This is a genomic window from Gemmatimonadota bacterium, from assembly GCA_040388625.1.
Taxonomy (GTDB): Bacteria; Gemmatimonadota; Gemmatimonadetes; order Gemmatimonadales; family Gemmatimonadaceae; genus Fen-1247.
The window spans coordinates 40,017-61,387 of sequence record JAZKBK010000004.1; the positions used below are offsets into that span (position 1 = coordinate 40,017).

Consider the following 21,371-nt stretch of genomic DNA (forward strand, 5'->3'; position numbering starts at 1 on the left):
GTCAGTGCGTGCGAGTAATCACCAGATCGGCCAGGTGACGAAGCTCCTGGCTGAGCAGGTTGTGTTCCTGCAACGTGTTGCAACCCTGCCTTGCGAGGGCAACAGCGCGATCCATTGCACCATTCACACCGAGCAACGCCGGATATGTGCTCTTGCCCAGCTCCGCGTCACGCCCAGCCGTCTTGCCGAGCGCGTCGGAGGAGGAAGTAACGTCGAGCACGTCGTCCACTATCTGGAACGCGAGGCCAATGTCGGCACCGAAGCTTCCAAGCGCCTCCACCGCGGGGCCGGCGGCACCTGCCGCCATACCGCCCACTTTTGCCGACGCGGCCATCAGTGCACCTGTCTTCGCGCGGTGAATCCGTTCCAGCTTTTCGAGCGAATCTGCCGGAATGTCTTCGGCAATGAGGTCGTGCAGCTGTCCTCCAATCATACCACTGGCGCCGGCCGCCTGCATCAGCACGGCAACGATTGGCGCTGCCCGCGGAGCCCCGCCGTACATAGCCCGCACCGAGCGCGCAGCGGCCGCGGCAGCGATCGGGATAATCGCAACGCCAGCGACGACAGTCGCCGGGACGCCGCATGCCTTGTGGGCGGTCGGACGACCGCGCCGCATGTCGTCGTCATCCATGCAGGGTAGATCGTCGTGCGCGAGGGAATACGCGTGCAGCATCTCCACAGCGGCTGCCAGACCGTAGACGTTGCCCCCACCGCCAGCTGCACGGTACGACGCTGCGACGAGAATGCCACGCAGACGCTTGCCGGGCCCTGAAAGAGCGTAGCGGACAACCCTGTCGAGACGTTGCGACATTGGCGGGAGGGTCTCGCAGGCCGCGCCGAGCGCAGCGTCGATGTAGCTGCGGTCGGATCCGAAGTCCACAGCCAGGTTTGGCTCAGACATCGATGTCGCGTGTCTCGAAGACGCCTTCCGCGCTCTCGATGAGCAGTTGAACGCGTCCCTCGGCCCTGGTCAGTTCGTCGGATGCGAGCCGGAGTATCTCGATCCCTTCCTCGAACAGCTTGAGCGCCTTGTCCAGCGGCAGTCCATCGCCCTCGAGATCTGCGACTATTTCCCGCAACCGCTCGACTCGCTTTTCGTAGCTCATGGCTTGTCCGCGACCCGCGCGGCGACGTCACCGTCGCGCAATGTGAGAGTGAAAGGCGCACCCGGCTTGAAGTCGGCGACGCTTGCGAGCGTTGTCTTGTGGACCGTGTCGCGAGCGACCGCGTAGCCACGCGCAAGCGTCGCGAGCGGACTGAGCGCGTTGAGACGACCGGCGGTTGCGCTGATTGCCGCGCGCCGCCGCTCCGCATCGATCGACGCGGCGCGCCGGAGCGCCATGGCCCCGCTCTCGAGATCAGAGCGGGCCCGCGACGCACGCTGGGCGAGCGACGCACACAACTCGTCGCTCATGTCGCGTAGCGCGGCGAGCAGGTCGCTCCGCATCGGTACCGCTGCTTCCGCGGCAGCGGATGGAGTCGCGGCGCGATGATCTGCGATGAGATCGGCGATCGTCACGTCGATCTCGTGACCGACACCGGAAATCACGGGCACGGTGGAGTCCGCGATTGCGCGCGCAACGGCTTCGCTATTGAACGCCCACAAGTCCTCGCGTGCACCGCCGCCGCGTCCGACGATCAAAACGTCGATCTCGCCGAAGCGGCAAATGCGCTGGATGGCGGCGACGATTTCCGCAGGCGCGCCGGGCCCCTGCACCGTCGCGGCGCTCACCACGAGACTCACGTGCGGCGCGCGGCGACGAATCACGGAGATGACGTCGCGCAGTGCGGCACCATCCGGGCTGGTCACCATGCCGACGCGCGTCGGTGCCGACGGAAGGGCGCGCTTGCGCTCCGGAGCCAGCAGGCCCTCACGGTCGAGACGCACTCGCGTTTCTTCCATCGCCTTGCGCCAGAGCCCATCGCCAATCGCATCGAGAGCGGTGACGTTGAGGTGCATCTCGCCGCGCGCGGAATACACGGTGAGCTGGCCAAAGGCCGTGACTTCCATTCCCTCGTCCGGCGACGCCGGAATTCCGCGCTGGCTGCGCGACCACACCACGCAGCGCACCTGCGCAGATGCATCGCGGAGGCAGAAATACCAGTGCCCGTTTCTGTGACGCTTGAAGTCGCTGACCTCGCCGCGCACCCACAGCGGAGCGAACGAGCCCTCGATCACAGCGCGTGCGGTCTCGGTCAGCGACGCGACCTGTATCGCCGTCTCGGGGGATGAGCCCGGTGTTGCCGGCGCGACGATTGGTGTCGCGCCGGGTCCGGACCCGAACAGATCGAACTCGACACCGGAGCGCGTCGCGCGAGAGCCGTATGAGCGTCTCATCGCGCGGAGCTCACGCGGCCGCCAGACGCTGCGCCGCGCGGACAGTATTGCGCAGCAACATCGCGATCGTCATCGGCCCGACACCGCCTGGCACGGGCGTAATGAGACCAGCAACTTCACGCGCGGCGTCGAAATCGACGTCGCCCACGAGGCGTGTGCCGCTCTTCCGTGTCGCATCCGGAATTCTCGTGATGCCGACGTCGAGCACGGCGGCGCCGGGTTTTATCATGTCAGCCGAAATGAGACCAGGCCGACCCACGGCGGTAATGAGAATGTCGGCGCAACGCGTGAACGACCCGAGGTCGCGCGTGTAGCGATGACAGATGGTGACAGTGCAGTTGGCCGTCGGCGCATCCTGCACCATCAACGCGGCCATGGGCTTGCCGACGATGTTGCTCCGGCCAACGACAACGCAATGCAGCCCGTGCGTCGTCACGTTGGACTGACGCAGCAGTTCCTGGATTCCGGCGGGAGTGCACGGAACGAATCCATCGCGGTCGCCGGCTAGAAGCTTCCCGACATTGACAGGATGAAAACCGTCGACGTCCTTGGCCGGATCTATCCGACGGATCACCGCACCCGGTTCGATCTGTCGGGGAAAGGGCGACTGCACCAGAATGCCGTGCACCGACGAATCGCCGTTCAGCCGGTCGAGCAGCTCCATCAACTCGTGCTGTGACGTCGATGCCGGGAGGCGAATCGTATTCTCCTCCATGCCGACTTCAACACACGCACGCGCCTTGCCAGCGACGTACACGGCGCTCGCCGGATCGTCGCCAATGAGCACGACGGTAAGTTTTGGCACGACGCCCGTAGCCTTCAGCGTCGCGACTTCCGCACTCACCTCGCCGCGGATCCGCGCGGCGATGGCGGTTCCGTCTATCAGTTCAGCGGGCAATTCCGACGGCCCTCGTCTCACGAATCAACACTACCTTGATCTGACCGGGATACTGCAGCTCGCGCTCGATCCTCAAGGCGATTTCCTCCGACAGCGTCTCCATGCGAGGATCGTCGATCACGTCCGGCGTCACTATCACCCGAACTTCGCGGCCCGCCTGGATTGCGAACACCTTCTCGACACCGCGATAGTCCGACGCGATCCGCTCGATTCCTTCGAGCCTCTTCACATACGTCTCGAATGATTCACGACGTGCGCCCGGACGCGCTCCACTTATCGCATCCGCTGCCTGGACGAGCACGGATATCTCGCTCTCGTGCGGAACGTCGTCGTGGTGCGCGGCGATCGCGTTCACGACCAGCGGATGCTCGCCGTACTTGGTGGCCATCTCGACGCCCAGCTGCACGTGCGTTCCTTCATGCTCGTGCGTGAGCACCTTGCCAACGTCGTGCAGCAATGCGCCGCGCCGCGCCATCGCCACGTCCAGCCCCAGCTCTGCAGCCATGATGCCCGCCAGCCAGGCAACTTCCTTGGAATGATTGAGGATGTTCTGGCCGTAACTCGTGCGCCACTTCATACGCCCGATGAGCTTGAGCAGCTCGGGGTGCAATCCGTGGACGCCGCTCTCGTACGCCGCACGCTCGCCAGTCTCGATCAACGCCTTGTCGACTTCCTCGCGCGCCTTCGTTACGACTTCCTCGATGCGCCCTGGATGGATCCGCCCGTCTGCCACCAGCTTCTCCAGCGCCATGCGCGCAATCTCGCGCCGCATCGGCTCGAAGCAGCTCACCACGACGGTATCTGGCGTATCGTCGATGATCACATCGACGCCGGTCGCCAGCTCGAAGGCGCGAATGTTACGTCCTTCGCGGCCGATGATCCGTCCCTTCATTTCATCGTTGGGAAGGGCGACGGTCGAGACCGTCGTCTCCACTGTCTGCTCAGCGGCGATCCGCTGAATCGCCAGTGCGATGATCTTTTTCGCCTCCCGCTCGGCGTTGCGCCGGGATTCCTCACGAATGACTCGCACGCGATTGGCGGCATCGGCGTGGGCCTCCTCTTCGAGTCGCTTTATCAACTCGTTCTTGGCGTCCGCCGCCGACATGCCGGCCAGCGTCTCGAGCCGGCGCCGCTCGTCGGCGATGAGCCGGTCCAGCTCCGCCTGACGTTCCCCGAGCTTGCTTTCGCGAGTGGTAATCTCAGACGCGGTGCGTTTGATCTCGCGCTCGCGTTGCTCAAGTGCGTCGGCCTTGCGCTCGATCGTTCCCGCGCGCTCCTGCAACCGTCGTTCGTCGCCCTCGACGTCCTCGCGACGCTTTCGCGCTTCCGCTTCCCACTCCTCGCGGAGCCGGATGAGTTCTTCCTTTCCTTCCAGTACGGCGGTCTTGCGAAGAGCCTGTGCGTCACGTTCAGCATCACTGATAATGCGCTTCGCTGTTTGTTCGGCAGAGGCACCGGCTGCCTGCTGCCGTTCCGCCTCCACTCTGGTACCAGCTTTACGCCCTATGACGAAAAAAAGGCCGCAGCCGGCGACCAGCACAAGAATCGCGCCCGCGGCCAAAATAGCCGTGAAGTCCATCTTCGGAAGCTAATCGTAACGCTTGGCCGGTGGCAGCCACGGCCGGATCTCCTGACTGAGGGCGGTCATCTGGGCCGCAAGCTCTGCGGCTTCGGCCTGGACCTGGGCCAGCTCGCCGGCCATGCGGAGACAGGCCAGAATTGCGGCCTTGTGGGTCTCCACCACCAGACCTGACTGCATTATCTCGCGGATCGACTGATCGACCTGCTTCGCGATCGCCTGGGTTTCCTCGGCCGACGTGGCCGACCGCAGCGTGTAGTCGTCGCCGAGTATGGTGACGCGGACGGTGGTAGTCTTTGCTTTGGTCATGCCGTGCCGTCCCGCTGTTGTTTGAGGAACCTGACACGCGCGAGCATCTTCTCCGTTCGCGTCCTGGCGACCTTGAGCCTGCGATTGAGCTCCGCGTTCTCGCGCTCCAGCTCCAGCACGCGCTGAGGCGACGTTCCAGCAACGCGGGCGGCCTCGTCTTCGACCGTGCGGAGCCGAGCCTCGGCGCTCAACGCGCGCTTGCGATAGCTCGCCAGCTCCTCGCCCAGGCGGCGCACGAGGCGGCCAAGCTGGGCGAACTGCGGATTCTCAGGTAGTGCGTGGTCTGACACCGAGCTCCTCGTTGAGGGCGCGCAGGATTCGCGCGCGGCGGCCTTCGATTTCCTTGTCGCGTAGGGTGCGCTCTGGATGCCTGAACGTCAAGCGCCAGGCGATACTCCGATATCCGTCGCCCACCCCCGCACCTCGAAATTCGTCGAAAGGCACGAGCGATTCCAGCATCTCGCCCGAATTCGTTCTGATGACGCGGGCGACGTCGGCGGCGACGACGTCGGCCGGTACCAGCAGCGCCAGGTCGAATTCGGCGGCGGGGGTGACGGGTAGCGGACGATAAACAACCGGCTCCCGCGCGATCCCGAACGCAGCAGTGAGGTCGATCTCGATTCCGAAGACCGGCGGTGCCCAGACCGGCGCGTCGACGGTGATCGGTCCGACGGTCCCGATCGTCGAGCCGTCGTGAACCACATCCCACCCATCGCGCGCCGCATTGGGCTGCAGCTCCGGACGGGACGGACCGGACTGGCCAAAGGCGGCGCGAACGATCGTCTCCGCGATCCACTTCGCGTCCCAGATGTCCATCTGTGCCGGTCTCGGATCGGTGAAATGCGCGGGACTGCGGTCGCCCGATATCACGGCCGCGGCCACGGTGCGCTCCATGGGAATCCGCTTATCCAGGCCACGACTGAAGACGACACCGACTTCGAACAACCGAACGTTGCGCGTCATGTGCGCGAAGTTGTGCTCCACGCGGCGCGCGAGCGTCTGGAGCGCGCTGGTTCGGAGCAACGCCTCGCTCTCCGCCAGCGGATTGAGAACGCGCACACCATGCTCGCCCGCATCGGCGACGAATGGAATGGGGCGCACCTCCATCATGCCGGCTTCGACGAGCGCACGCGTCACGCGCCGCATGACGACGTATGCGGGCGACTCCGGCGCGGAACCGACCCTGAATGGACGCAGCTCGTCGGAGAAGGAATCGTAGCCACGCAAGCGCGCGACTTCCTCGATCAGATCCACCTCGAGGGTGACATCGGAGCGCCAGCGTGGCGGCGTGACGTGCAGCACCTCGTTCTCGCCGGAGTTGACCCCGAAGCCGACGCTGCCGAGCAGACGCATGCACTCTGGCGCGGAGACATGCTCGCCAAGAATCTTCGCGACGCGCGATACGCGGAGCGACAACTGATGCGGCGATGGGCGCGGCGAACCGACTGCGATCGGCGCGCCGTCGACACGTCCGCCGGCGAGCGATATTATGAGCGCCGTGGCGTAGCGCGCCAGATCGGCGGACGCGTGCGCGTCGAGTGCACGCTCGAAGCGATAACTCGCATCGGTGGATGTGCCGAGCGCGCGACGCGTCGAGCGCACCGAGCGAGGATCGAATACTGCGACTTCGAGCAGAACGTTGCTGGTGCCATCCGACACGGCGCTTTCGCTGCCACCGATCACGCCCGCAATGGCCTGCGCACGATCGGCGTCCGCGATCACCGTCATGGTCGGATCGAGCTTGCGCTCGACGCCGTCCAGCGTCGTGATGCGCTCGCCAGGCCGGGCGTTGCGCACGTGAATTTCCGGTCCGCGCAGGCGATCGAGATCGAACGCGTGCATCGGCTGACCAAAGCCGTGCAGCATGTAATTGGTCGCGTCGACGACGTTGTTGATCGGCCGCAATCCAATACTGATGAGGCGATTCGCAAGCCACTCAGGGCTCGGCTCGATCCTGACGCCGCGAATCACCGTCGCAGTGTACAGCGGACACGCTGACGGCTCATCGATGGAGACGCGAACGCCGCCGGTGCTTCCGTCACTGGTACCGTGCTCGAACGCGGGGGCAGCCGACATGCCGGGATGTTCCGGCATGTGCAGGTCGTTGCCAGTGTACGCCGAGATCTCGCGCGCCAGGCCTTCGTGCGACAGCAGATCGGGGCGATTGGGAAGCACGTCCACTACAAAGCGGGTATCGCCGGCGGGAAAGGCGTCGAGGAACGGTGTGCCTGGCGCTGCATCGGTGTGGAGCGTCAGTATGCCGTCGTGCTCGGTGCCGAGCGCGAGCTCGCGCGCTGAGCACAGCATTCCGTTTGAAGTCTCGCCACGTATCTTGCGGCGCTCGAGCTTGAGACCGCCAGGCAGCGTCGAGCCGGATGGCGCGAAGGGGTACTTCGAGCCGGCCTGAACATTGGGTGCGCCACACACGACGTCGAGCAGCTCGCCCATCCCGGCGTCCACTTTCGTAACCCAGAGATGATCCGAATTGGGATGCGGCCTGGCCTCGACCACCAGACCGACGACGACGTCGCGGAGATCCGCGCGCAGCGAAATCACATCCTCGACTGTCGCTGCACGACTGGTTATCACATCGCGCAGCTGTTCCGGCGTGAGATCGAAATCGGTGAACTCGCGCAGCCATTCATACGACGCGTTCATCGCGCCACCTGCGCGAGGAAGCGCATGTCGGAGTCATACAGAACGCGAATGTCCGGAATGCCGTAGCGTTGAAGCGCGATGCGAGCGGGCCCCATGCCGAACGCCCAGCCCGTGTACTTCTCGCTATCGACGCCGGCGGCGTCCAGTACGTTTGGATGCACCATTCCCGATCCCAGAATCTCCATCCATCCCGTTCCCTTGCACGCAGGACAGCCGGATCCCTTGCAGAGCCGGCATTCCACGTCCATCTCCGCGGATGGCTCGGTGAACGGGAAGTAGCTTGGCCTGAAGCGCGTGCGGGTCGCGCCGAAGAAGCGCGTAGCGAAATGGGTGAGCGTCGCCTTGAGATCGACGAAGCTGATTCCCTCATCCACCGCGAGTCCTTCGATCTGTGCGAACATGGGCGCGTGACTCGCGTCGAATGGATCGAGGCGATACACGTTGCCGGGTATCACGACACGAATTGGCGGCGGGCCGGCCTGCAGCGACCGAATCTGCACCGGTGACGTGTGCGTGCGAAGCACCACGTCCTCGGCGAGATACATGGTGTCGTGCATGTCCATCGCCGGGTGATCCGGCGGGAAGTTGAGCGCGGTGAAGTTGTACCACTCGGTTTCCGCTTCCGGGCCTGTCGCGACCGTGAATCCGATCTCGCGGAATATCTCGACGATTTCTTCGATGACGACGGTCACAGGATGCTCGGCGCCGCGGAACTGGCGGCGTGACGGCATGGTGAGGTCGATCTGCGGCGCGCTGGCGCGGGCGCCGGATTCGAGCTCCGTTCGGCGCGCTTCGAGCCTGCCTTCCAGGGCCTTCTTGAGGTCGTTGAAGGCGCGACCGGCGATACCGCGGTCGGGACCTTCGAACGTGGGAACGAGACGTTGCAGCTCGAGCAGGCGTCCGCTGGATCGGCCTATGAATTCCGCGCGCGCCCTTTCCAGTGAATCGGACGAGTCGGCCGCGGCGAAAGCCGCCGATGCTGCGCGTTCGAGGTCGGCAGCCGATGACTGGAAGTCGTTGAGCGTCGTTGCTGGCACTTTTGCGATGGATGGACTTACAAATGAAAGGGGCGGACTCGTAAAGTATCGAGGCCGCCCCGTCAGCGCATCATCCGGCGCGATGCCGGTGAATCGTTGACGCTGCCTACGCGGCGGCGCTCAGCGCCTTGCGGGCCTGCTCGGCGAGCACGCCAAAGGCGGCTGCGTCGCGCACGGCGATATCGGCGAGGACCTTGCGGTCGATCTCGATGCCGGCCTTGCCGAGCCCGTTGATGAAGGTGCTGTAGCTCATGTCGTGGATGTGAGCGGCAGCGTTGATGCGAACGATCCAGAGCTTGCGGAACTCACGCTTTTTGTTCTTGCGGTCGCGGTAAGCGTACTTCCAGCCACGCTCGACGTTTTCCTTGGCGGATTTCCAGAGTTTGCTACGCGCGCCGAACGCACCGCGCGCGGCTTTCATTACCTGCTTTTTGCGCTTCAGACGCGCGACATTGGATCGTACCCTTGGCATGGGCTGCTACTCCTCTATGATAGGCGACGTGTGGTCGCGGATTGGACAGTTCGATTGCATTCGACGGGGCCAGGCGCGGATACATCCGCGCCCTACAACTACGCCACCAACAAACGTTTCATGCGCTTTTCGTCGCCCGATGTCGCGATGGTGCCGGGGCGGCGCAGGTTGCGCTTCCGCTTGGCGGATTTCTTGGTGAGGATGTGGCTCTTGTTGGCCTTGTTGCGCCGAACCTTGCCGCTACCTGTAATAGAGAAGCGCTTTTTCGCGCCCTTGTGTGTCTTCATCTTCGGCATGCTAGTCCCTCACTTGGGTGCCAGAATCATCGTCATGGATTTTCCCTCGAACTTCGGATCTGCCTCGATCTTGCTCACGTCGACCAGCTCCTGGGCGACACGAATCACGACCTTCCTTCCCAGCTCGGGGTGCGCGATCTGGCGCCCGCGAAACATCAAGGTGACCTTCACCTTGTTCCCTTCACCCAAAAATTCACGCGCGTGCCGGACCTTGGTCTGGAAGTCATGCTCCTCGATGCCCGGGCGGAATTTGACTTCCTTGAGCTCGATCACATGCTGCTTTTTCTTGGCCTGACGAGCCATCTTGGCCTGCTCGAACTTGTACTTCCCGAAGTCCATGATTCGGACGACCGGAGGACGAGCAAGTGGTGCGACTTCGACGAGATCGAGGCCGAGCTCCTGCGCTCTGCTCAATGCCGTATCAACATCCATGATTCCAAGCTGGGCGCCGTCGTCGCCTATGACACGAAGAGGCGAAAAACGGATCTGACGATTGACGCGCGGACCTTTGACGTCTGGGGGGATGAGCAAAACCTCGATAAGAGAGAAAACAAAAAACGCGGGCCTCCCACGTAGGAGTCCGCGCCAAACCCACCGTGGCGGTCACGGTGTGAATGATTCAGGACGCCTACAGCACCTCGGCAACGCCGGGGCCGGAGGGTGGGTCGCCGCTAGGCAACCACTTTCCGCATTAAACTAAGCCTGGAAAGTTACCCTAGGCCGATTCCGGACGCAAGCTGTAGGCCTTCCCGTCGAATTGCACCCGACCCCACGGCACCACGGCGTCGTGTTCGAAGATGACGGTCCAGTCTCCCTGCTCCACTCGCTTGAGGAGCCCACGCTTGGACTCGAGAGTGACCAGCGGCTCCACGTCGTAACCCATGATCCACGGGAGCGGCAGATGGGCATGCGTCGGGACCAGATCGCCCAGAAAGATCGCGGTCTCGCCCGCCGAACGAATGACCACGCTCTGGTGGTATGGCGTGTGGCCCGGCGTCACCAGCACGCCGATCCCATCCACGATTTCCGATTCCCCTTCCAGCAGCTCCAGCTGCCCGGATTCGAGAGTCGGGACGTAGTTGCGATCGAAGTAGCTCGCCGCTGTGCGCTCGTTCGTATGGGTTGCGAATTCGTACTCGCCCCGCTGCACCAGGTAGCGCGCGCGCGGAAACGTGGGACGTACCACGCCCGCGTCGTCCACGAACGTGTTGCCGCCGGCGTGGTCGAAGTGCAGGTGTGTGCTGATGAGGATCGCAATCTGTTCGGGGCTCACGCCTACCTGTGCGAGACCGTCTTCGAGCGCGGTGCGTCCATTGGCGCCGACGTTCTCCACGCCGTAGATCTCGTGGAACTTCGCGTTCTCCTTGTTGCCTGCACCGCTGTCGATGAGAATGAGACCGCTCGGATGCTCGATGAGAAGACAGCGCATGCCAAGCTGGATGCGGTTGCGCTCGTCGGCGGGTATGCGACGCTCCCACAGTGGCTTGGGCACGACGCCGAACATCGCGCCACCGTCGAGTCGCTGACCGCCTGCCTGTATCGCGTGAACGACAAGATTGCCGATGCTACGTGATTGTACGAGTGGAGTGGGTGCTGGCATTTTGTAGTACCTGTATTGCCTGCGAGTATTGCCTACGCGGTGCGGTCGTCGAGAGCGGCGGTCGGCATCGGCGACGGACGCCGGTTCTTGCCGCTGCGCGATCCACGACTCGTGGCGCGCTGAATGTCGTCCCAGGTGGTGAAGCCGCGATCCGCGGCATCGTCTATCATACGGAGCAAACAATGCGCCGTAATGATCGCGTCGCCGGCTGCGCTGTGTCTCGTGCCGCGGTTGAGCTGATAGCGCGACGGCACGTCGAGAACGCCGTAATGATGTGCTACGTAGTCGAGCGACTTGCGCGGCAACTGCGGAAGCAGCGCGCGCGCAAGTCGAACGGTGCAGAGCCGCAATGCGGTCGGCGTCTTGCCCACCGCGCGCTCCAGCTCGGCGCTCACGAATCCCCAGTCGAACTGTGCGTTATGCGCGACGAAGATGTTGCCGGCCAGTGCCATCACAAGCTCCGGTACGATCTCCTCGAAGCGCGGCGCTGTCGCGACCATCCCCTCGCTGATGCCAGTGAGGTGCGTAATGAAGGGCGGGATGAAGCGATCCGGATTCACCAGGCGCTCGAATATCTCGGTGATACGACCTTCCGATACGACGACTACCGCGATCTCGGTTATGCGATGGCCGTACGCCGGACTGCCGCCGGTCGTTTCGACGTCTACAACGGCGTACGACAGCCGGCTCAGATTCATCGTGCTGCCGACTGCGCGGCTCACCGTATCGCTCACCAGACGTCTTCCCGCTCGATGGGGCACGACATGCAGCGGGGTCCGCCGCCGCCGCGCACGAGCTCGCTTCCGTCGATGGTGATCACCGCGCGCTCGTCATCCTCGATGCGCTCCTGACCTTCCAGGAACGACGTCGAGGCGACTACGCGGTATCCTGAAGACTCCATCTCGCGCAGCGTTTCATGATTGCGCGCGTAGCTCACCGCCAGTCCCGGACGAATCGCGAAGAAGTTGCAACCCGACGCCCACTGCTCGCGCTCCTGCATTATGCGCTTCTTGCCGCCGCAAACGATCGGTTCTATACGCATGCCACATTGGTGCAGCGCGACAAAGACGTTGGGCATCTCACGCATCGTCGCGTCGCCCTTGCTCCAGTGCAGGATCGACAGACGCTCTGCGCCAATGAAGTGCGGCGCGTGAATGACACACTGCTCGCGATCGATCTGCGTGAAGATCATGTCGAGATGGATCGCGGTGTTTTCCTTGGGCATCACGACGACGATGATGTTCGTGAAAGCAGTATTGCCGAACACGAGTGACACCAGCTCGTCGATCGCGGCCGGGCTGGACCGCTCGCTGAACCCGATCATCAGCAGGTCCGGCCGCAACGGATGCACGTCGCCGCCTTCCAGTGTGTAATTCACGCGCCGCTCGACGGATCCGTCGTACAGGATTCCCGCATTTGCGAGCGCCGGGTGGTGTGCGAAGAGCGTCTTCATGATCAGCTCTTCGGTCCAGCGGGTGCCGTACCTCATGGAGCCGATCATGACGTGCTTGCCGAGTCCCATCGCGGTGTCGCGTGTGAAGAAGAGATTGGGGACTGGCGGGAGGGCGTATCCGGTTTCGTTGAGCGTACGCGCGAGTGGTCCCGGGGTTTCCTCGCGGCCCTCGATCAGGACGCGCACGACGTCTTCCGGTGGAAGGTCGTTGAGGTCCTTGGCGATGGGCGCGGACTGGAGAATGTCCATCGCTTCGCGGATGATCAGATGCCGAGCCTCGATGGTCGCTACCGTTTCCGCGAGCAGATCGCGCACGTAGTGTACGGTGGCGAACCGCTCCAGCACGGCGACGAGGCGGCGGTGCTCCGTCTGCGCCGTCTCCACGTGGATGATGTCGTCGTACAGGTAGTCCTCGCGCGTGTCGGGGGTGACGGCGAGGAGTTCCGGACCGGGCTCATGCACCAGGACGGAGCGAAGGGGTCCGATCTCGGAATTGATGTTGACTGGCATCTTTTCGTAAGATAGCGGCGCGGTCAACTTGCGGGCTTTGGTGCTTTTATCATACCTTTGTGAAGAATTTCACAAGCCCAATTTCGTACTTGAAACGCGTACCAGACTCTACAGTCCGTCGTCTATCGCTCTATCTCGGATTCCTGGAGGAACTCGAAGACAGCGGTGAAGCAACCGTATCCAGCGATGTTCTCGCCCGCCTGGGCGGGACCACCTCGGCGCAAGTGCGCAAGGACCTGTCGATCTTTGGCTCGTTCGGAAAGCGAGGACTGGGCTATTTCGTCCCCGAGCTCACTACGCGGCTGCGCGAGATTCTGGGACTCGGACGGGACTGGCACGTGGCCATAGTCGGAGCCGGCAAGATCGGGTTGGCGCTGGCCCAGTACCCGGGTTTCCGGGAGAAGGGCTTCCACGTATCGGCGCTTTACGACGCGTCGCCTGCCAAGGTTGGAACGAGACTGGATTCGATTCCGGTGCGCGACGTCCACCGGCTCGCCGACGATGCCGCGAAGGAACACTTCGACATCGGCGTGATTGCCGTGCCAGCCGATGGGGCGCAGTTTGTGGCGGATACGATGGTGGCCGCTGGCATAAAGGCAATCATGAATTTCGCGCCTGCACAGATTACCGTTCCCGCCGATGTCGTGACGCGTACTGTGAACATGGGGCTGGAATTCGAGGCGCTATCGTTCGCCCTGGCGAACCTCTCGAAATAGGTTCTTCACGGAATTCGGGGAGATGGCGAAGTCCGCGCGTTAGGCACCGGACATTCTCGCACTTAACATCAGGGCGATTCCAGGGCCACCGACCGCCTTTGATTCGACTCCACCTTGCGCGTACACACAGTCCGGTACATTTTCGCCTGGGGGAGGGACATTCCAGGACAAAGCTTGCGTCCTGCGAGCTGTGTATACTGCCTGGCGCAAAATAGAATGATCCGAAGCTGCGGTTGTCGTTGATGGAGTAGTTAATCGTCGAGCCGCCGGTCCGACAACGGTTCGGCCCGATCAGTGTTAACGCTGTCTCGGCCATTCGGGTTGGAACGCCGGTCACACTCGAAGTATCAGCCGATGTAAACATGCAGACCACGCGTGCGCATGCGGAGCTTGACGTGCCAGCGATCGCCCAGATCGCCTATCGGTCGACGCACGGGATGCGCAGCGTCGCGCGGCGTAATCCAGGTGTGCAGCTATCGTGGCGCGGCGCAGCACAGCAGGGACCGGGGCAGGTTCGACGGGCAGTGAGTGTGACCTTCCCTGTGCCTGGTCTGTACTACGTGCGCGCATCACTCACCAGCGACGACCCCGAAATCGATGCCAGTGGCATGGTGCAGAACTCCGCTGCTACAAAGGTCGTATGGGTGAACGTCACGACCACGGGTGGCCAGGTTATTCACTCGCTTGCGGAGCTTCAAGGGTTTCGTAAGACCAACACTACGCACGACCCTGTGCTACAATACGCAGCCGCTCCATCCGCTGCGGTAGGCCTCTCAGCGCAGCCCGCACTAATACCGATCTGCGATCCAAACGACCCGACCTGCGAGCCGCCACCACCGCCGGGCCCGTCGTCCACACAATTCGCTGGCACGCTTGTCTACTACAATGCCAGGGTAGGCTACAGTGTGCCTCTCCCTAGCGCCACGATCGGGATCTTCGACACGCGCGGAACCGGGTTTAATTCGGTGACGCAGACTGACGCCGATGGCAACTTCACATTGACCTGCCCGCCTGCATACGAGCGTGGCTATCTCCAGATGGCGGCGAGCTCGGTCAACTCCGATGTCAAGGTGCTCGTAACGAACCGGCCCTCGATGCCGCAAGCGGATCTGGGCTACTGGCCGGACCAGGCAAATGCGTCCGTGGATTGGTGTGGAACGTATACCGGGGATTACCCGGTCGGTGCTCCATCGCAGGCCGAGGCGTTCGACAACACAAGCCAGACCGTGACCAGGTCGCGGCAGGTGTTCGCGGTCTCGAGAAATCCGATCGGTGTCAATTTCGTCGACGGGCCGCAGGATACTACTTGGCCAACTACAATACCACGACAGATTCCATCACGATCCACGAGGGCTACGCCACGGGCACCTACGGCCTCTTTGTAGCAGCGCACGAGTACGGACACGCCGTGCATCAAACAAGGCTGGGAGGAATACGCATTACGACCGCCAATGCTAACGATCCCACCTGCTCGCACCACAGCTACACCCTAGTTACGAATTACCAATGTGCCTTACGCGAAGGGTTCGCCGATTATCACGCCGTTGCTCTCTGGGGTGCCACGCTCGGAGATACGCTGTACCCGGAGTTCAACAACGGTGACTTCGCCGGACCGCCGGTCGGCACGGGCTTTGGGCCAACCGGCCCAAGGACGGAAGGGGCGATCGCGTCGACGCTGCTGCACCTGGGAGATGGTATAGCGACGCGGACCGTGTACCGTAGCGACCCCGGCTACCAGTACTACAGTGACAACGTCGCATTCACGCACGCAACGGTCGCGACCGCAATACGCGATTGCACGGTGACCCGGTCAGACAACACCTTCATCCCAGCTGACGGCATTGACTACCTGATGTACTGCATGGAAAAGCCCGCCAGTTACAACAGTGCGTGTATATATAGTGTGACTGGATCTCCGACAACTGCGTCGGCCTCGATGACAGCACCCGCAGCAACATCAGGAGCGTCAGAAACATCGGGAGCGTCGCCGGCAAACACAGGGCCACCAGGCTGCCAGCCGGTACCTGGATATTATTCGCCGAACATCACACCGGATGAGCGCAGCAAGTTCGCGGGGCTACGCAGCCCATACGACCCGGTCCCGGTCCAGTGGTCGTGGGGCGCGATACCGCAACGAAACGGTTATGACCCTAGCGTGCGGACGGTATGGATGTGCAATCTCTTCTACTGCAGTTGACCTGTAGTTGAGTCGGTTTGGTATATGATAAGAAGCAATGCGATGTGGCTCACCGACAAGGGTACGGCGACGCGTCGGAGGCTTGCACGAGCGAGCGGCGGATTGCTCGGATCGCTCGTATTCCTCTCGGCGTGCCGCCCGCCAGCCACCACACAAGCACCGACTGGGGCCGTCGACCAACCCCAGTCGGGATCCCAAGCGGGGCCTCAGTCGAAGCAGCAGTCGGCGCGGCTCCCCGCGCCGGGCGTCTATGCTCTCATGCGCGTCAGAGGCTTGGCGATTCCCGCTGATCTCAAGCCGAGCGGAGCTTACAATCTTTTCGAGCGCGTCATCGGTGGTCGGCTTTACCTGACACCTGATAGCATCTACCATACGATCATCTGTGCCGACCTGGTCGGCTCGACGGACAAGGGGCCGAACACGATGGACCGGCAGACCGAGGGCCGGTACTGGACTGCTGGTGGCCGGATCTATTTTAGCGCCCTCATCGTTGATGGACCGCCGGACAGTATAGCGGTGCGAGTCAGGGGAGATACGATAGAGTTCGCCGCTAATCTGTACGTTCGCGACCAGACGAGTTCGCTTGCAGCAGCATTCTTGCGCGGTCCCCCGATCCCGGCATACGTCTGCGCCCCTGTCCGCAACTCACTAGAACGGGGTGCGCACCCGAAGCCGAGTGACATAAGCCATGGCGAGGGTCTGTGAAACGTCCGTAGTCTTGCGCGGATTGTGCGGGACTCCCATAGAGGATTGGGAGCGTCGATGAGACGGGTGTTTTTTCTCTCGGTCCCGATCGCACTCGCTGCCCTGTCGGCATGCCGACCGCGCGCTGTTGCGCCATCACCGGCTGGAGTGGTCGGCCAGCCGCGAGCAGCGGCTCAGTCGGCACGCCTCCCCGAGCCGGGCGTCTATGTGCTCAGGCGCGTCAGCGGCTTGCCACTTCCCGCCGACCTCAAGCCGCCAGACTATGATCCGCGGCGCGGCTCCAATTTCTTCGAGCGCGTACTTGCGGGCCGGTTGTATCTTGCGCCGGATCGGGACTACCAGACGGTGATATGTTCCGACCTCGTGGACTCGGCGGGGCGCGCGTCGAACCAGTCAACTGGTTTGGGTGGAAGGGGCAATAAGTACTGGTTAGCTGGTGGACGGGTCTACTTCAGCGATGTCCTCGCGGACGCGCTACCGGACAGCACAGTGGTCGGAGTACGAGGCGACACGGTGGAGTTCGCGGGACAACTGTTTACGCGCGACCGGGGGAGTGTCTTTCCGCATCTTCCTGTGATCGTGGGAATTGTCTGCCAATCTCTCCGCGCCTCGCCAGGATGGGCGCACCCCGGAGCCGAGTGACGGAAGTCGTGGCGTGTGACGAGACTTGTCAAAACGGAGACAAGTCAATGAAATCAACTCGCGAGTCGAGCAGGCTGTAATCGTCTCGTACGCCATCCCTCGAACATTGCTCCTCGCGGATGACGAGAAAGCAAGCATTGAACATGCGGCGATGTCAGTCCGGAATCCTCGTATTCCGCGGGGAAGATCTAAATAGCTCGACGAACTGCAGCGGGGTGAGCCGCTCGGGTCGCTCGGTTGGTGGAATGCCGAGTGCTGCGAGTGCATCGAGCGTCACCGCTGGAACACCCGATGCCGACGGGGGAAGACTGCGCAGGATCGTTCCGATCTGCTTGCGCCTCTGACTGAACAGGCTCTGCACGAAAGAACGGAAGCGCCCCTGCTCTCCCTCACGAAGAATGGGATCGGTGCGCGGCGTGACTCGTATCACCGATGAATCGACTTTCGGTGGCGGCTTGAATGCGCCCGGCGGAATGTCGAATACACGCTCGACGCGCGCCAGGACCTGGAGGTTGACGGACAACGCGCCGTAGCTTCTGGAGCCCGCGTCCGCCATCGCGCGCGTCGCGACTTCGCGCTGCACGAGGAAGACCGCACGGCGTGGAAGTGCGCACGCAAGTGCATGAAACAGGATCGGTGTGGTGATGTAATACGGGACGTTGCCGACGAGAAGGTAACCGGGCCCGCCAAGCTTGCCGGGATCCGTCTTGAGGATGTCGGCCTCAACGATCTCGACGCTTGGCGTGAGGGCGAACCGTTCGCGCAACAATGCGGCGAGCGCGCGATCGAGCTCGACTGCCACGACGCGGCCCGCGCGCTGCACGAGAATGTCGGTGAGCGCGCCACGGCCCGGTCCGATCTCGAGCACAGTATCGGTCTCGGTGGGCGCGAGTGCGTCGACGATTCGTGCAAGCGCGCGCTCATCCGCAAGGAAGTGCTGGCCCAGTCGCTTGAGCGTGGGCGGGAATCCACCACGTGTTCGCGTGATCAGCTCCGAAGTACGACGAGAGTGAGATCGTCGCGCGGCGGAATGTCGCCGGTGTGCTGGCTCAGTGCATCGAATACGCGATCGACGATCACCGCAGCGGGCTCGGTGGCGTAGCGCTGGATCGTATCGAGCACGCGACGCTCGCCCATGGGTTGTCCGGCGTCATTCAGCGCATCGGTGATTCCGTCCGTGAACAATACCAGCAGGTCCTTTTCGGGTGTCCACTTGACCGTACGCGATGTCGGAGCCTGGTCGCTCATGCCCAGCGGCGGGTCGAGCGCGCCGAGACGCTCCGGCTCGCCCGTCGGACGGCAACAGAAGACGTGAGGATGCCCTGCATTGGCATACTGAAGCGTCCGGTTCTGCCTGTCCACCACCCCGTAGAACAGAGTGATGAACATCTCCGTGTTCGAAAGCTCTTCGCGCAACGAGTAGAGCAGCGCGTGCAGCATCGCGGCGGGATCGAGCGTGCTCTGGGCGTGAATGGCTGCAGCGCTCATGGCGAGCGCCATGATGAGCGCGGCGCGGTATCCGTGACTCGAGACATCGCCGATCATCACGCCGGTTGCAGATGGGGTGAGTCGGAAAAGATGATAGAAGTCGCCGCCAACGCTCTCAGCGGGGACTACGCGCGCGGATGCTTCCGCCTGTGGCGCGACCACGTCGCCGCTGGGCAGAAGCTTCATCTGCAGGTCGTGCGCGAGACGCACTTCCTGCAGCAGTCTCTGCTGCTCGATGGATTCGCGCACCAATCGCGCGTTCTGAATCGCGCTGCCGATCTGCGTCGCGATAGCGGCAACGAGCTTGACATCGCCGGCGCTGAACGCGGCACCAGTGGATCTGTTGGTCAGGCTGACAGCGCCCAGCAGCTCGGGACGACCGGCCTCCCCCGTCCACATTATCGGCACGGCCAGCACGGCACCGATGCGAAAGCCGTCATCAGTGACGTCGTCCTCGGGAGCGATGACGACCGAATGACGGCCGCGAAATGCACGTGCGGCGAGATTGCGCGGATCGGACAACGAGACGCTCGGGAGCGCATTCGGGACGCCGACGGACGCGATCGGATCGAGCATGTCACTGCCGGCCTCGCACGTGTAGATCGCGGCGCGGCGCGCTCCCACTGTTTCGGATACTTCGCGGAGAATCGTAGTCGCTGCACGATCGAGCGAGACCGTGCGGCCCAGGATCTCGCTGATCGTGTAGAGGAGATTGATCTCCTCGTAGCGTTCGGCCAGCTCGCGCGCGGCGTTCTCGATCTCGAGCTCGAGGTCGCGTGACATCAGCGGTTGAGCGTGAGGCGTACGACGTGTTGCGGACCGCGGAACTGCTCGACGCGATCCATCAACTGGTGCATGAGGAAGATGCCGCGGCCGTCCTCGCGCGTGATGTATTCGGCAGTCGTCGGATCGTGCGACTCCTTTTGCATATCGAAGCCGCTTCCCTCGTCCACCACATCGAATACGAGCGCCCGATCGGACACGGTCGCGCGCAGGCGAACGTGCTTGCGCGGGTCTTCGTGATTGCCGCGGATTATCGCGTTCGAAAGCGCTTCGCTGAGTGCGACCGGAATGTTCAGCGAGCACTGGCGCCGCGAGAGGCGCAGCGATTTGCAGTGCTCGGTGACCAGATTCACGATCGGCTCGATCTGTCTGACGTCACTCGGGATCTCGACGTCGAGCGCTACGTAGGAAGGCGTCACCGCGTCGAATGAGAAGTCATAAGGAACGTCGGACGAGCCGGCCCACGCGACATCAGCGAGCCGGCGGTGCTCCGGATTCGGGGCATTAAAATCCTTCGAGTGCCCGCTCCCTGGTATCGGCTATCTGGAAGAGCGTATCGAGCTTGGTGAGCTCGAAGAGCGTCTGCAGATCGTCGTTGAGATTGGCCAGACGCAGCTCGCCGCCGTGCTCGCGGATCTTCTTGCTGAGTGAAACGAGGACGCCGAGTCCTGAGCTGTCGATGTAGCCGGTCTGCGCGAAGTCGATAAGGAACTTGCGGTCCCCTTTTTCCAGCTCGTCCAGCACTTTCTGCTTCAGCTCCTGGCGATTGCCGACGATCAGCTGCCCTTCCACATCAACCACCACCACATCGCCGTTCTTCTTAAGCGTAAAGCTCATCCGTTCTCCGTTTGTAATGCCGTGATCGCCGTCACATTGATTATATCGTCCACCGTCGCGCCGCGCGACAGATCGGCAGCGGGGCGCGCCAATCCCTGCAGAATCGGGCCGAGTGCCGCAGCGCCAGCGAGCCGCTGGACCAGTTTGTAAGCGATGTTGCCGGCGTCGAGCGACGGAAACACGAGGACGTTCGCGCGACCGCCACAGGGCGAATCGGCGGCTTTGAGGGCCGCGACCGCCGGCACCAACGCGGCGTCTCCTTGCAATTCTCCGTCCACCACGAGGGATGGGACTCGGTGCCGCACGATATCCACGGCGGCCCGGACCAGATCAACCGAAGGCCCCGAAGCGCTTCCGGCCGTACTGAAGGAGAGGAAGGCGATTATCGGCTCATCACCGACGATACGGCGGCGGTCGTTCGCGGCCGAGATTGCGATCTCGGCGAGCTGGCTGGCCGTCGGATACGGCACTACGGCGCAATCGGTAAATGTGAGAACCGGGGAGGCAGCTTCCCAAGGCCTTCCCGCGACCATGTAGAATGCGCTGGAAACAGTGAGCATCCCGGGGGCGAGGCCGATCTTGTGGATGGCGGCACGCAGAACGTCGCGCGTGGTGCTGACGGCGCCGGCAACCATCGCGTCAGCAACGCCGTTGGCGACCATTTCAGCCGCACTTTCGAGCGCATCGGGCCCCGGATCGATCAGTACAGGATCGCAGATGCCCATCGTATCGAGGCGTTCCGCGGCCGCGAGCACGCGCGGGTCGGAGCTTTCCGGAAAGGCGATGCGCCGCTTGGACTTCGCCGCGCGGCTCCGGATCCCGTCGATGAAACTGTGAAGACCTTCGTCAGTCA

General features: G+C 63.0%; 24 protein-coding genes. 4 read left to right on the forward strand and 20 right to left on the reverse strand.

Going from position 1 to position 21,371, the window contains the following annotated elements; genetic code table 11:
- Nucleotide 1: 1 nt before the first annotated feature.
- The 15 genes from V4529_08670 to V4529_08740 all read right to left on the reverse strand — a co-directional run bounded on the left by V4529_08670 (nucleotide 2) and on the right by V4529_08740 (nucleotide 13,150).
- Nucleotides 2-901 carry a polyprenyl synthetase family protein gene (locus V4529_08670; protein ID MES2358402.1) on the reverse strand — a complete coding sequence of 300 codons (900 nt, stop codon included), beginning with the start codon at nucleotides 899-901 and terminating at the stop codon, nucleotides 2-4.
- Nucleotides 894-1,106: an exodeoxyribonuclease VII small subunit gene (gene xseB, locus V4529_08675; GenBank protein MES2358403.1), complete on the reverse strand. Its 213-nt coding sequence runs from the start codon at nucleotides 1,104-1,106 to the stop codon at nucleotides 894-896. The genes V4529_08670 and xseB overlap by 8 nt, the downstream gene beginning before the upstream one ends.
- Nucleotides 1,103-2,338 (reverse strand): exodeoxyribonuclease VII large subunit, encoded by a 1,236-nt coding sequence (gene xseA / locus V4529_08680; protein MES2358404.1) that lies wholly within the window; start codon nucleotides 2,336-2,338, stop codon nucleotides 1,103-1,105. The genes xseB and xseA overlap by 4 nt, the downstream gene beginning before the upstream one ends.
- A gap of 10 nt (nucleotides 2,339-2,348) precedes the next feature.
- Complete coding sequence (locus tag V4529_08685) at nucleotides 2,349-3,236, reverse strand: tetrahydrofolate dehydrogenase/cyclohydrolase catalytic domain-containing protein (GenBank protein ID MES2358405.1); 888 nt, start codon at nucleotides 3,234-3,236, stop codon at nucleotides 2,349-2,351.
- The gene (gene rny / locus V4529_08690) at nucleotides 3,226-4,815 is read right to left on the reverse strand and encodes a ribonuclease Y (protein MES2358406.1); all 1,590 of its coding nucleotides are present in this window, start codon (nucleotides 4,813-4,815) and stop codon (nucleotides 3,226-3,228) included. The genes V4529_08685 and rny overlap by 11 nt, the downstream gene beginning before the upstream one ends.
- A 9-nt stretch (nucleotides 4,816-4,824) precedes the next feature.
- On the reverse strand, nucleotides 4,825-5,124 hold the full coding sequence (locus tag V4529_08695; GenBank protein MES2358407.1) for a cell division protein ZapA: 300 nt from the start codon (nucleotides 5,122-5,124) through the stop codon (nucleotides 4,825-4,827).
- Nucleotides 5,121-5,414 (reverse strand): hypothetical protein, encoded by a 294-nt coding sequence (locus V4529_08700; protein MES2358408.1) that lies wholly within the window; start codon nucleotides 5,412-5,414, stop codon nucleotides 5,121-5,123. Before V4529_08700 ends, V4529_08695 begins: the two co-directional genes overlap by 4 nt.
- Nucleotides 5,392-7,782 carry a phenylalanine--tRNA ligase subunit beta gene (gene pheT, locus V4529_08705; protein MES2358409.1) on the reverse strand — a complete coding sequence of 797 codons (2,391 nt, stop codon included), beginning with the start codon at nucleotides 7,780-7,782 and terminating at the stop codon, nucleotides 5,392-5,394. Before pheT ends, V4529_08700 begins: the two co-directional genes overlap by 23 nt.
- On the reverse strand, nucleotides 7,779-8,819 hold the full coding sequence (gene pheS / locus V4529_08710; protein ID MES2358410.1) for a phenylalanine--tRNA ligase subunit alpha: 1,041 nt from the start codon (nucleotides 8,817-8,819) through the stop codon (nucleotides 7,779-7,781). Before pheS ends, pheT begins: the two co-directional genes overlap by 4 nt.
- A gap of 106 nt (nucleotides 8,820-8,925) precedes the next feature.
- On the reverse strand, nucleotides 8,926-9,291 hold the full coding sequence (rplT, locus tag V4529_08715) for a 50S ribosomal protein L20 (GenBank protein ID MES2358411.1): 366 nt from the start codon (nucleotides 9,289-9,291) through the stop codon (nucleotides 8,926-8,928).
- A gap of 98 nt (nucleotides 9,292-9,389) precedes the next feature.
- Nucleotides 9,390-9,587 (reverse strand): 50S ribosomal protein L35, encoded by a 198-nt coding sequence (rpmI, locus tag V4529_08720; GenBank protein ID MES2358412.1) that lies wholly within the window; start codon nucleotides 9,585-9,587, stop codon nucleotides 9,390-9,392.
- Nucleotides 9,588-9,596: 9 nt separating this feature from the next.
- Nucleotides 9,597-10,112 (reverse strand): translation initiation factor IF-3, encoded by a 516-nt coding sequence (infC, locus tag V4529_08725; GenBank protein MES2358413.1) that lies wholly within the window; start codon nucleotides 10,110-10,112, stop codon nucleotides 9,597-9,599.
- 190 nt (nucleotides 10,113-10,302) lie between these two features.
- Nucleotides 10,303-11,187 carry an MBL fold metallo-hydrolase gene (locus tag V4529_08730; GenBank protein ID MES2358414.1) on the reverse strand — a complete coding sequence of 295 codons (885 nt, stop codon included), beginning with the start codon at nucleotides 11,185-11,187 and terminating at the stop codon, nucleotides 10,303-10,305.
- A 32-nt stretch (nucleotides 11,188-11,219) separates the two neighbouring features.
- Nucleotides 11,220-11,921, reverse strand: coding sequence for a 3'-5' exonuclease (locus V4529_08735; protein MES2358415.1), 702 nt, complete (start codon nucleotides 11,919-11,921; stop codon nucleotides 11,220-11,222).
- Nucleotides 11,918-13,150, reverse strand: coding sequence for an arginine deiminase family protein (locus tag V4529_08740; GenBank protein ID MES2358416.1), 1,233 nt, complete (start codon nucleotides 13,148-13,150; stop codon nucleotides 11,918-11,920). The genes V4529_08735 and V4529_08740 overlap by 4 nt, the downstream gene beginning before the upstream one ends.
- 89 nt (nucleotides 13,151-13,239) lie before the next feature.
- Between V4529_08740 and V4529_08745 the strand changes: the two genes are divergently transcribed.
- The 4 genes from V4529_08745 (at nucleotide 13,240) to V4529_08760 (ending at nucleotide 17,410) form a co-directional block, all read left to right on the forward strand.
- Nucleotides 13,240-13,866 carry a redox-sensing transcriptional repressor Rex gene (locus tag V4529_08745; protein ID MES2358417.1) on the forward strand — a complete coding sequence of 209 codons (627 nt, stop codon included), beginning with the start codon at nucleotides 13,240-13,242 and terminating at the stop codon, nucleotides 13,864-13,866.
- A gap of 362 nt (nucleotides 13,867-14,228) precedes the next feature.
- Complete coding sequence (locus tag V4529_08750) at nucleotides 14,229-15,251, forward strand: hypothetical protein (protein ID MES2358418.1); 1,023 nt, start codon at nucleotides 14,229-14,231, stop codon at nucleotides 15,249-15,251.
- Nucleotides 15,252-16,087: 836 nt separating this feature from the next.
- Entirely contained in the window at nucleotides 16,088-16,768 is a 681-nt protein-coding gene (locus V4529_08755; GenBank protein ID MES2358419.1) for a hypothetical protein, read from the forward strand.
- Nucleotides 16,769-16,825: 57 nt separating this feature from the next.
- A complete protein-coding gene (locus V4529_08760) occupies nucleotides 16,826-17,410 on the forward strand; it encodes a hypothetical protein (GenBank protein MES2358420.1) in 585 nt (194 codons plus the stop codon).
- A 154-nt stretch (nucleotides 17,411-17,564) separates the two neighbouring features.
- Here V4529_08760 and rsmA read toward each other — a convergent pair whose 3' ends face one another.
- The 5 genes from rsmA to V4529_08785 all read right to left on the reverse strand — a co-directional run bounded on the left by rsmA (nucleotide 17,565) and on the right by V4529_08785 (nucleotide 21,345).
- Nucleotides 17,565-18,473 carry a 16S rRNA (adenine(1518)-N(6)/adenine(1519)-N(6))-dimethyltransferase RsmA gene (rsmA, locus tag V4529_08765; protein ID MES2358421.1) on the reverse strand — a complete coding sequence of 303 codons (909 nt, stop codon included), beginning with the start codon at nucleotides 18,471-18,473 and terminating at the stop codon, nucleotides 17,565-17,567.
- Nucleotides 18,398-19,681 (reverse strand): GAF domain-containing SpoIIE family protein phosphatase, encoded by a 1,284-nt coding sequence (locus V4529_08770; protein MES2358422.1) that lies wholly within the window; start codon nucleotides 19,679-19,681, stop codon nucleotides 18,398-18,400. Before V4529_08770 ends, rsmA begins: the two co-directional genes overlap by 76 nt.
- Entirely contained in the window at nucleotides 19,681-20,100 is a 420-nt protein-coding gene (locus tag V4529_08775) for an ATP-binding protein (GenBank protein ID MES2358423.1), read from the reverse strand. Before V4529_08775 ends, V4529_08770 begins: the two co-directional genes overlap by 1 nt.
- Nucleotides 20,101-20,185: 85 nt before the next feature.
- Complete coding sequence (locus V4529_08780) at nucleotides 20,186-20,518, reverse strand: STAS domain-containing protein (protein ID MES2358424.1); 333 nt, start codon at nucleotides 20,516-20,518, stop codon at nucleotides 20,186-20,188.
- Nucleotides 20,515-21,345, reverse strand: a complete 831-nt coding sequence (locus V4529_08785; protein ID MES2358425.1) for a phosphate acyltransferase — start codon at nucleotides 21,343-21,345, stop codon at nucleotides 20,515-20,517. The genes V4529_08780 and V4529_08785 overlap by 4 nt, the downstream gene beginning before the upstream one ends.
- Nucleotides 21,346-21,371: the final 26 nt, after the last annotated feature.